The 11,577-nt window shown below is 39.3% G+C and carries 11 protein-coding genes; 9 read left to right on the top strand and 2 right to left on the bottom strand.

Going from position 1 to position 11,577, the window contains the following annotated elements:
• The first annotated feature begins 77 nt into the window (after positions 1–77).
• From H7844_07585 to H7844_07545, 9 genes are all read left to right on the top strand, one after another.
• Positions 78–380 carry a hypothetical protein gene (locus H7844_07585; GenBank protein MEO5357143.1) on the top strand — a complete coding sequence of 101 codons (303 nt, stop codon included), beginning with the start codon at positions 78–80 and terminating at the stop codon, positions 378–380.
• A 67-nt stretch (positions 381–447) separates the two neighbouring features.
• A complete protein-coding gene (locus H7844_07580) occupies positions 448–717 on the top strand; it encodes a hypothetical protein (protein MEO5357142.1) in 270 nt (89 codons plus the stop codon).
• A gap of 104 nt (positions 718–821) precedes the next feature.
• Positions 822–1,877 carry a hypothetical protein gene (locus H7844_07575; GenBank protein ID MEO5357141.1) on the top strand — a complete coding sequence of 352 codons (1,056 nt, stop codon included), beginning with the start codon at positions 822–824 and terminating at the stop codon, positions 1,875–1,877.
• Positions 1,878–2,053: 176 nt separating this feature from the next.
• A complete protein-coding gene (locus tag H7844_07570) occupies positions 2,054–2,308 on the top strand; it encodes a DUF5659 domain-containing protein (protein MEO5357140.1) in 255 nt (84 codons plus the stop codon).
• 1 nt (position 2,309) lies between these two features.
• Complete coding sequence (locus H7844_07565; protein MEO5357139.1) at positions 2,310–2,828, top strand: CHC2 zinc finger domain-containing protein; 519 nt, start codon at positions 2,310–2,312, stop codon at positions 2,826–2,828.
• Positions 2,821–4,572, top strand: a complete 1,752-nt coding sequence (locus tag H7844_07560; protein MEO5357138.1) for a hypothetical protein — start codon at positions 2,821–2,823, stop codon at positions 4,570–4,572. Before H7844_07565 ends, H7844_07560 begins: the two co-directional genes overlap by 8 nt.
• Complete coding sequence (locus tag H7844_07555; GenBank protein ID MEO5357137.1) at positions 4,569–5,162, top strand: hypothetical protein; 594 nt, start codon at positions 4,569–4,571, stop codon at positions 5,160–5,162. Before H7844_07560 ends, H7844_07555 begins: the two co-directional genes overlap by 4 nt.
• A gap of 2 nt (positions 5,163–5,164) precedes the next feature.
• Entirely contained in the window at positions 5,165–6,529 is a 1,365-nt protein-coding gene (locus H7844_07550; GenBank protein MEO5357136.1) for a DEAD/DEAH box helicase, read from the top strand.
• A gap of 75 nt (positions 6,530–6,604) precedes the next feature.
• On the top strand, positions 6,605–7,819 hold the full coding sequence (locus H7844_07545) for a tyrosine-type recombinase/integrase (GenBank protein MEO5357135.1): 1,215 nt from the start codon (positions 6,605–6,607) through the stop codon (positions 7,817–7,819).
• A 287-nt stretch (positions 7,820–8,106) separates the two neighbouring features.
• On the opposite strand, the gene H7844_07540 is transcribed toward H7844_07545, so the two are convergent.
• Positions 8,107–9,648 carry an O-antigen ligase family protein gene (locus H7844_07540; GenBank protein ID MEO5357134.1) on the bottom strand — a complete coding sequence of 514 codons (1,542 nt, stop codon included), beginning with the start codon at positions 9,646–9,648 and terminating at the stop codon, positions 8,107–8,109.
• On the bottom strand, positions 9,630–11,468 hold the full coding sequence (locus H7844_07535; protein ID MEO5357133.1) for a hypothetical protein: 1,839 nt from the start codon (positions 11,466–11,468) through the stop codon (positions 9,630–9,632). Before H7844_07535 ends, H7844_07540 begins: the two co-directional genes overlap by 19 nt.
• Positions 11,469–11,577 lie beyond the last annotated feature (109 nt).

Genomic DNA, 11,577 nt, shown 5'->3' with positions numbered 1-11,577 from the left:
TCTGCTAAGGGATACATGCCACGAGGCGCTAAGTGGCATCCAATGACAGTAAAAAGAATACTCACGGAGGCGGCATAATGGATAACAAGGATAAAAACGTAACACACCGACCGGTGAGTGACAAAAAGGGAACAGGTTACAAACCAATATTGGGCTGCTACGCCATAGACCCTGAAAGCCCAACGACACTTCAGGTTTATGATGAAATTATATCCGCTAAGGCACAGGTAGGGTTTCTTCTTGACACTTTTATATGCGGTGTCGAGCTTTCTGAAGATGGTGCTGTAGGTATTACATATATCCTTGACAATATCAGTGATACACTGATTAATTGCTGTAATGCTTTGGATAAAATTCGAGGAGTGCAGACAACGGCTTAGGGCCGGAGTGTAAAATCAACAGTACACATAAGGGGTAAGGCCTTTTGGCTTTATCCCTGGGGGAGATATGGAAAACGAGAGAAAGAGCAGGCACACACTCAAGATAGGTAAGTCATTAGCGGATATACTTGTTGAAGGCGGACAAGCTGATATAATCACTGAGAGAGAAGGCATACGCACAATTAGGATAGGCGATAAAGAATACCCCGTAAATGAAGACGAAACACGTATAGTTCATATCCCAGAAGCTGTAGCCGCTAAACATAAGCACAAGCATAAAAAAGGATTCTTTATGAAGTTGTGGAAATGGGTGCGTAAAATTTTTAAGTCGTGTTAAAATAGTGAGCGTTCAAGGGATAGGTTCTGCAGACTGACAAGCCGTTAACTCCTAAGCGGTTTCCCTTGATTTTTACTTATGGAGAAATCGTTATGGAGGCGATTATGGAAGAGAAAACGAAATATGAATTTGACCCCACGCATTACAATCACCTAACAGAAGATACCACATTAGACTGCTGGATAGCTGAATTTTTGGCAAGAAACAAAGCGTTTCAAGCTGATTACGATAAATACCTTGATTCTGCAAAAAAACAATATCATAATTACCTTATTTTTCAAGCTAAATTTAAAGAACTAAATGAGCTTCATAATGAGAGTAGTATTCCATCTACTGAATGGTATAAAGAATTTAGAGAGGCTACTGAGAGTTCAAGTGATGCTGCTTGCGAATTTAAAAATATATTAGACAGTATCTACAATCGTTATGGAGTGATAATTTCAAACATTTACAAAACATTACCTAATAATATACGTTTAGTTAAAATACAACTACCGAACCGAGTATTGGCATACCGTGTATTTGATAAGGCAACTACAACGGAGATGCTTAAGGAATTTTTTGAAAGAGTTCCGCAAAAACTATCAAAAAAGCCAGGAGAAGCTTTTTATGACATTGACCATAACGTAAACCAAAAAAGCAACGAAGTAGAAAATATTAACCCTTTATTGATTTTCAAACATCTTTTTCCTCAATGTTTTTACAATATGAGAGGTGAAAAACTTCTGGCTACACTTGGGATGATAGATTTTAAGAGTATGCAAATGGGAGATTCTTTCACTGATGGGGAGAAACTACTAAAAGAAGAAGATGAGATTTTAAAACCAGAGAGAGAGTTTTCACCTACAGGGAATCATCTTGTTTTAAAAATAGACTTAACACTCCCTCGTAAAGATATTGAGAGACAAATTAAGCAACACCTTGATATAAATTTGTTTATTAATAAAGACAGTAGAAAACACATAAAAAAATGGAAATATTATTTGATAGTCTTTGACCTCAAAAAAAATGGAAAATCTTATTCTAAGATTTCTACACTTCTTATGAAAGCATACTCCAAAGACAAAAACGTGGTTAAACTACTTGATGAGAAAAATATAGAGCATTACTATAAAGAAGCGTTAGAGTTGATTGAAAGTGGCTATAAAGAATATATATAAAACTATTATATCAAAAACATAACTTCTTAATAATAAAGAATAAATCGAGAAAAATAAGACCCCCCTCTTATTTTATTTAAGCCCCCCCTCCTAAGTTTCGTGACACTAAAAAAAGCTTGTGATAGCATAAAAATAGGTTTTAAACCAGTGTTACAAAACGAAACAAGAGGTATTGAATGGTAAAAGGAAGTGTACAGAAAATCCCCGTCAATGACATTAATTTATCAGCTTACCTGAATTGCAGAGGTATTAAGCCGGAGCTTATACCCCACGGCAGCACCGGTCATATCGCTTTTAATTTTCCAGTTAGTGATGAGACCTATAAAGTTGTTGGGGATTACAACGATAATAAACCCGTGCCGGTTTTGGACTTTGTGAATTCCCTCCGGTCACTTAAAGCACAAATGATGGCTCTGAAGGCGGGAAAGTGATATGGCGGATTTGCAGAAGCCAGACATTGTAACCGTTTTACCCGCCGGGCTTGCCTTAACACGCAAGGGTAAGCACCTGTGGGCTTGCTGTCCTCTACATGGCGAAAAAACCGCAAGTTTCAAAGTTGACTCTGAACGGAACCGTTTTCACTGCTTTGGCTGTGGAGCAGGCGGCGATTCAGTCGAGTTCGTGAAGTTATACCATAAGACCGATTTTGTCGGAGCACTTAGAATCTTAGGTATTGCCGAAGGCAAACCACCTAAGCATGATCCGCTTAGGATGAAAAAAGACGAATCATACAAAATTTATCGTTTGATTATGTCCGTATATGAAAATCTTTTGCTTGCAAAGCTGCGCATTCTCAACCGCTTGCGTGCAGAGGCAAAGACCATAGGGGATGTTGAGAAAATCGCTCCACTGTATTATGAGGAGCAAGAAATTATATGCCAACTTGATGTTTTGCAGTTGGGTACTGAACTTGAGAGGTTTGACCTATACAAAGAGGTGTTCTGTGACTGAAAAAGAAACTGTGAAGGAAAAAGTTTATGAGTTATTTAATAAAACACCGGAGCATGGCAAAGAAAGCCCAAAAGCAGATATAGCCCTTGAAGAACAAATTAAAGCTGCCAATATCAGTAGTCTTCAATTGATAATTACCGATATTTCAAAAATCGAAAGTGAAGCGCTCCGAAGTTTGCACATTTCAAGGCTTGCTACAGTTCTGAAAATCCCTAAGAAGAGCATTGAGGTTGAAGTTAAAAAATTGAGGACTCCTCAAAAAGTAGTATCGGTTTCAGAAAACATAGAAATCGTTCATGCTGCATACGACGTTAAAGAGGATTTCGTCACGTTAGGTTTTCGTGAGACCATTGTTGCCGATAATTCACCACAAGACGTTAACTTCTTTATCGTGGCTTCAGATGGTGGTTATGAGCTATGTACCGGTACCTTTTATGAAACAAAAGGTAAAAAGATTGTTTTCGATTTAAGAGGCCGCACGTTGGTTAACGTTAACGACAGATGGGAAAAGCGAAAAATAAATGAGTTTATCGAAAATCCAGTTGTACAGAGCGTTTATCAAGAGGTAAAAGCAACCCTTAAACAATACTTAGAGCTCCCCAAGGAGCCGTTTTACGGGCTTGTGGCAGCATGGATTATCGGTACGTATTTTCACCGGCAATTTAACGCTTATCCCTTTGTTTTTGTTTATGGCAAGAAGCAAAGCGGTAAATCACGATTACTTGACGTTCTTTTCAGACTGTCTTTTAATGCTATGAAAATAAAAGGTGTATCTGTGGCAGCCTTAGCAGATTCGATAGACGGAGTTAGAGGTACTTTCTTGAATGACCAAGCCGAAGCCCTTAGCGACCCTAAGAACACAGAAATTCTAGGCATTTTGGCCGATTCATACACACCGGACGGTGGCAATAGAAGGATTGTGGACATCTCCAACAAAACACGAAAGGTTATTGAGTTTAACACATACGCACCGAAAGTTTTTGCGAGCATAAGGGAAATAGATTCCGATTTAAAAGACCGCTGTGTCATGATTACAATGCTTCGAGCTTTAAAGGATTATCCATACCCTGAACCTCACCTATCGGTATGGCCTGATTTACGGGATAAGCTCTACCGGCTTTTACTTACACGTTGGCTGGATGTACGGCGAATTTATCCCAAAACCGGAGCCGGTGTTACTCAGCGTGTTAAAGAGCTTTGGCGGCCACTTGAAACTATACTTTGTCTTGAGCAGGTATCCGAGATTGAAATTGCCGATATTCTATCAGTATTCCTTGAGTCAATGCAGCAGACACAGAGCGGCCTTGACGAAAGAGAATTAACACTCTTTGAAGCTTTGTTTAAGTTGCTATCGGAAACCGACTGCGGACAGTTTACCGCTTCTGAAATTGCATTGAACATGACAGATGCAGACAGCCTGTTCAGAACTGAGAAATCAAAAACAACATGGGTAGGCAGGGCGCTTACACGCTTAAATCTATATGAACGCATTGGAAACAGGATAGGCAATAAGCAATCTTACTTTTTCACACTTGAGCATGTCAGAGACGTTTATAGCAGGTTTTTCCCTTCTAACCTTGCCACTTCTACTGCAACATGCAACATCATGCAACATATAAAAAACGATGTTGCAGAGGATAAACCCGCATTAAATAAGGCTCTATGCGACATTGCCACTTCAAGCGCTGTTTCTACAAAAGACCATATTAATTTAGATTTATTTGAAGCGGAGGTGACTCTATGAAATTTGTTGCATACGAATCCATAACTTTTAAAACATCGAAAGGCAAGGTAAGTATTAATGAAGGAGATACCTTCAAAGCCTTAGACCCTGAATCGCTTAAACCGCTTATAGATAACGGTAAGGTAAGACCTGTTGTTGAGGTTATAGATTCAGAGAGAAGCAAACTAAAAGAGTTTATTGCCGGTTTTCTGATTACAAGTAATGAAATTAAAGAATCTTTACCGGATGTTTACTCTGAAATAGAAACGCTCTCAGAGACTTTTAAAAAGTACCGTGATGAGGAAAACCTCTCCGCTTGCATTGAGACGTTAGAAGGTATCAAACGTCTTTACATGTGGGCTGTTGCCGTACTCAAACCTGAGGCCGTTTCCATACTTCTTTATTCAAAAACTCTTGAATGTAATGTGTGGGTAGTATTAGATGATGCTGAGGTACAGGCTTTGAGGAATAAAGGCATAAGAGAGCCGGTTTACACGCACAATGAGGTGAAAAGTCTTAAAGGTGTATCTGCAGCCCACCTGATGCAAGTAAACAAAGTAAAGGGTATTTTGGGAGGCGCAGTTACTAATACAGAGAGGATTGAAGGTTAAGCATGGAAATTAACGTAAACAATGATATTAGGATTAAACTTGCCGACCTGCCTGAACCGGCGTTGATAGAGCTAAAAAGCCGCCTTCGCTTTAAGAATCCCGCTTATCAGGAAAATATTAAATATGGCCGTTGGAACGGCAACACACCGGAGCTACTTTATTTTATATGGTGTGACGGGGATTATGCAGTTATTCCACGTGGGTTTATTTATCAGTTTATGAGAGTGCTTGCTATGTATGGCATTAAATATACTATAAAGTCGGGGATATTGACCTTACCGGAGGTTTCCTTCTCATTTAAGGGCAATCTCCACCACTACCAGAAAAAGGCCGTCACAGCCATCCTGTCAAAGAATCATGGGGTACTTCATGCTCCCACTGGCTCAGGAAAAACAGTTATAGCCTTAAAGGCCATAACAGAGCGCATACAGCCTGCCCTTGTGGTGGTTCATACTAAAGAGCTTTTACACCAGTGGAAACAGAGAGCTATTGAATACTTAGGCTTATCCGAAAAGGAAATCGGTTTAATTGGTGAGGGCAAAAAGACGGTAGGAAAGCAGCTTACTATTGGGATTATTAACTCCTTGGTGAATAGCTTAAACTTAGTCAAAGACAAGGTGGGTTTCCTGATAATTGACGAATGCCACCACTGCCCGTCAAAGACTTTTACAGACGTTGTATCTGAATTCAACTCCGCTTACATGTTGGGTTTATCGGCTACACCATACCGGAGGGACGGGCTTACAAGGGTTATATATTTTTACTTAGGCGATAAGATACATGAAATTGAAAGCAAAGTGTTGCAGGACTCAAATCATGTCATAACGGCTACACTTGAGGTAGTAGAGACCGGCTTTGATTATCCCTACAATGACGACTACAGCGCCATGATAACAGCCTTGACAAAGGATACAGACCGGAATGCTTTAATCACTGAGACAGTCTTAAACAACCTCGATGGTGATAATGGCATAGCTCTTGTACTTTCAGAGCGTAAGGAGCATTGCCTTGAGCTACAGGACAGGCTTTTAGACCATAGAGTTAAAGCGGCTTTACTTTTAGGTGACACTGGAACTAAAGAACGCAAGCAAACCATAGCAGGGCTTAACGCCGGAGCTTACAAGGCACTGGTTGCCACGTCTTCACTTATAGGTGAGGGCTTTGACTTACCGGCTATATCAAGTATTTTCCTAACCACACCGGTTAAGTTTCAAGGCAGGTTAACTCAGTACGTAGGCCGTGCCCTGAGAACAGCTAAAGGTAAGACCGGCGCCAAAGTGTTTGACTTTGTGGACTTAAACGGCGTGTTGCAGGCAAGTTTCAGAAGCCGGCTGCATACCTATGAGCGCTTAGGGGTAATCATTTAAAAGATGCAGGCCGTATTGAAAGATAACTCCGATTTAATTTATCATTTGTTTGATAAAGTTGAATCGGAAGGTAAAATGAAAGGATCGATAAGAGCAAAGGGAAAGTGTCCTAACTGTGGGAAGTCATTTTCTCATGTTAAGCGGTTAGGCTTTATATGTCCTGAGTGTAAGACTACCCCAAGCCGGTTTTATCTTGATATATTTTGGAAAGGTGAAAGAATCCGGGTATTTTGTGACAAGACCGGCCAAACCTTAGATACTTACCAGAGGGCTTTAAACCTACAGGCCACCATACAACACGAAATAGAGAATTTCACCTTTGATATTACCAAATACTCCAAAGCGGAGCTTCAGAAATACTGGACATCCACCCTGCTTGACCGGTTCCTTGAAGCAAAGCTAAAAACCATAGCGCCGAGCTATGTCCGCCATTATAAGAATATGGTTAATTCCCATAAGGAGTTTTTTAATACAACCGATGTAAGGGAAATCAAGAAGATAAATATCATAAACTATCTCAATACCCTGAACGAAAAAGGCTTTGAAGGAAAAACAGTCAAAAATTATATGGATAATTTCAAAACATTCCTCACATGGTTAAAGACAGACCTTGAAATGTTACAGATAGTACCAACATTCCCAACTGTTGAGGTTAAGCCTTATAACTGGAAGTGGTTAAGCTCAGAAGACCAAATCAGGGTACTGGATTTGATAGATGAAGCTGACCAGCCTATTATTAAATTTCTAATGCTCCATGGCAGTCGTCCCGGGGAGGCACGGGCACTGAAGGTTAAACATGTGGATATTAAGAGGCAAGTCATAACGATAACCTCTACTTTCAGTGATACGGTTATACGTGATAGACGGAAAGGGCGAGGAGCAAAGCCGTCAATTATTCCCATACACCCTGAGATGTTAGATTACTTAAGAGAAAGATGTTCTAATAACTTACCGGAGGCTTTTTTATTTATTAATCCACGGAGTGGGAAGTATTACGCTAAAACATGTTTAAATGACGTATGGGTAAAGGCAAGAGCAAAGGGTAATTTTCCTGATAATTTACGGTTGTACGATGCAACACGGCACTCTTTAGCTTCTCAACTGGTAAACCAAAATATAACTCTCAACACGGTTAAAGAAATCTTAGGTCATAGCAGCGGTAAGACTACTGAGAGATACGCTCACCAAAGTATAGAAAATTTACGAGCTGCTTTAGATAAGGTCACCACTGAAGTAAAAAAGTTTCCGTCACCAAAAACCGTCACCAAACCGTCACCAGACTCAAAATAGCAATTACAACCCATTGATTTATAAGGATAAAATGGCTATCGGCGGGGGTTCGAATCCCCTACCGTCCATTCAAATTATCATTATAAATCAGTGGGTTATAAATCAACCCCACCATATTACCTCGTTCCGGAGCTCGCATGAGTGGTGATGAGTTTTCGATAATTTCATCTAACCTTCAAAAACTCGAAGATGCTGAAATAATTGCTGAACCAAGACACCGAAAGAGGACACGATTTTTCTTCAATGCCCTCTATTGGGTACACTCTGATATATTTTTATCGATTGTCTTATTTTGGAGTTCCACTATCCCTCTCCACCTTTTTTTTGAGTAAATTAAAGCATGCCATATAAAATCCAAGGAAAAACCAGATGTAGCGACTTATGTGCGATGTTAGGTCAAAGTCTATCAGACCATATAAGGATATAATACTGAGCAGAGTTACCGCAGAGGCAAGTGTCATGTTACTGATAAAACTATTGTCAAGATATTTTTTTACTTGTGACATTGTTATAAATAGGATATAGAACAAAACAATCTCAAAGAATACACCTATTACTCCCATTTCAAAAAAGAACGAAACTATTAACCCATGCACTTCGTTTACAGTATTTGTGGATACATAGACAAATCCAGCTATCCCTAATCCGAAGATAAAGGTCAGCGGGTGCTTTTTCATATAAGTGAGCCCTTCTTTCCACATTCTTAAGCGTGCGCTTGTTCCTGATATTCCCTCTTTCTGACTAGAAAGTGCAGACTTACTACCTACCTTTAGGTCACTGCCTTTTTGAGACATTGTGCTGATATTTGTGAATAATGTGTCTCCCCTATAACCAAACCCAATTAAAATCCTGTCGAGAAACCCTGGAGCTATAAATATAACTATTATTCCATATAATGCGAAGAAACACAGACAATACTTTATAAAACGTATTTTATAAATCGGATGAACAAAGAAAAACATCACAGTAGAAGCTATGAGAGACACAAATGCCCCTCTTGTGCCTAAAACTATTATTGCATAGACCGAAGCGGAAAGTATAAGTATATTAATAAGTTTTAGCAACTTCCTGCTTGTATAAAAAAACATCGCTATATTAATTATTGATGTTAGCACCAAGAATGAAGCTGTTATGGGCATACCAAGACCTGAGGTACGATTAAGTACTTTTCTCATTCTATAAAGAGACAGTATCACTTCCTTTGATATTAATTCAGTCATCCTGTATTCACGATAAAACTCATAATTTTGAGAGACAAATACCGACACTGAAAATAAAAGCCCTGATATCAATAGCGATATTGACAGACGCATTAATACAGCTTCATTTACAACTACTGCCGTGAGAAGAAAATAAAGCAGCACACCGAAGAGTAATTGAAAATAAAATAAAATACCTAGCTTAGTCGAAGGTCCCCACAAAATACTGATACTCATGTAAAACACAATGATCAGTATAATATAATCCAAAGGAGCAGTCTGCCATCTTGCCTTATTTTTTATAGCTTTTTCAATAAAGATGCTAAGCAGTGTGAGAAGCATGAAAAAAAAGCATAAAGGGTAATTGGCGGCATCCTTAGTTTCTGAAATGATTATATTTATGCTGGTAAATTCAATGAAAAAGGTCAGTATGACCACATGAAGACAGACTTCAGGTCCAGCAAGCAAAAGTACAACAAGTGTAATGGTAGAAGTTAAAATAACCAGCAAATATGGGCTAAGACAATAAGACACGCCGAAAAGGACTGCAACTACAATACTGAGTAAGAAGATTAACCTGTCGTGTGAATTTGATATAGATAAAAATTTAATTATTGGATATCTTGCCATACCACAATAAGTGTCTTGCCGTTTTTATCAAACCTGTATCCATCTACTCCACCGGTAACTGGCAATTTTGTGGCTACAGCATTTTCAAAACAGCTAAACTTCTCAATCATTAATTTGTACGTATAGTAGGAGAGCTTTCGGCCGGAGAGTCCTTTATTTTTTGTATTGTGTATAAACCCTACATAATCGAAGTAACTGTAATCACCGCCATCCTTGTATGGATCGATGATATAGTTCCAGTTTATTTTTTTAACCCCAAGGGAAATTAATATGGTGTGTCTGGCTATAACGTCAGATGCCTGCTTTTGCTCGGAATAGCCGGTGGCATAAGGATTATGTGTATCACTTGGAAAACTTGTCTCACCTAGCCAAATTTGAGTGTCTTTATATCCATTCTGTGAGAGTAAGTTCAAAGAGTCAGCGTATTGTCTTTTCATCATTTCGTACTCTGTATAGTTACCATTATAGACATTTATGTAGCTAAAGGCATGCCAGAAGTCAAATGCATCTAATGCATTTTTAATATTCATTTTGTTTAACTGCTCAAAGACCTCTTTGTAGAAAGGGAGTTCCGGTGAAACATATCCTGCTGTGATTATTTTACAATCGGAACATTGTTCCCTCATAACTTTGCTTGTTGCAGCCAGAGAGATGGCGTAATCCACAGGAGACATCTTGTGGTCGGCCTCGGTTTCTACGAAATAGTACTTGATATGGGGGAATTTATTTAATACAGCTTTAACAAAATCTTTGTACTGTTTTTCAGTCTCACTGTCGAAAATGCGTTTCCCCGATGGTGAACCTTCGCTGACTGGATGGATGGTAGGAATAACGAAAAGCCCCTTTGCCATAGCGTCATCGTATAGGAACTTAAGCTGATCCAAGTATGCACTTCCAGAGGAAAACCCTGGCCCGCCGTACCGGTATATGGAAAAATTAATACCTGTCGCCCCAATGAACCTGATCCACTTAAAACCTAGGTCAGCAGCATACACAGCGGCGTACTGTGGCGCCTTCAGGTCTGTTAAGGCCTCTACCTCCGGTGAGATCATAACAAATGGTGAATCCTTTGTTGCTTTACAGCGCATATCAGCCTGTTCTATAGGTTCTATATATAAAGGTATCTGCCCCAAATCTACCCTTAGCTTGCCGTCCCGTACATCTATTTCGTATGTTTTAAAATCCGTGGGGTAACTTTTAAAAGATGCTCCGGTTTCGGAAGAAGGTACTCCCTCGGACACCCTAACACGTTTTGCGTTTATTAAAATATCAAATGGCACTGTTTTTTTTACAACTGGTTTGGTCTTAGGCTTGAAAGTATTGTTTAAAAGCGCTTCTAAGTCGGCAAACAAGCTGTCTACAATTGGCATAGCCTTTGACGGGGCTTCCTTTGAAAGCCCCCTTAACACCATTGTGCTTTCATTTGTGTAGATTTTTTTGGCGTTTTCATTTTGGTTGCGAAGCTGTTTTGCCCACTGTTCAAGCAAATTTACGCGTTTATCAAGGTTTGTTGAATTAGTTGGTTCACTCTTAACATCCTGGCGTATCGTCAAGATTTCACTTTCACTCAGGCTTACCTGAGATGAATTGTATTGCATTGCTTGAGATTGTATCCCTGGTTGCTGTTGAGATGAGCCGAAGGTTTGTGATGAGTTGCCACCTCTTGGCTTCAGTTCTTTGTTTGCAAAAAGTTGCTCAAATTTCTTATATATACTGTCTACCATATATGCTGCTTTTTGAGTATCTTCTTTAGCCAGCTTCTCAAGCTCTATCGAAGTGTTTTTGGGAAATATGGATTCAACGTCTTCACCGCTTTCCATAAGTAGTCTCGTCCATTGTCTAAGAACTATCATGCGCTCAATCAGATTGGAGCTATCTGTTTTTTTTGTTTTGACATCTTTTCTGATCATGTTTATCTTTAGGAGCAGA

Source organism: Nitrospirae bacterium YQR-1 (assembly GCA_039908095.1).
Classification (GTDB): Bacteria; Nitrospirota; Thermodesulfovibrionia; order Thermodesulfovibrionales; family Magnetobacteriaceae; genus Magnetomonas.
The sequence above is the reverse complement of the archived record's forward strand: the minus strand, read 5'-3'. Positions and strand labels throughout refer to the sequence as shown.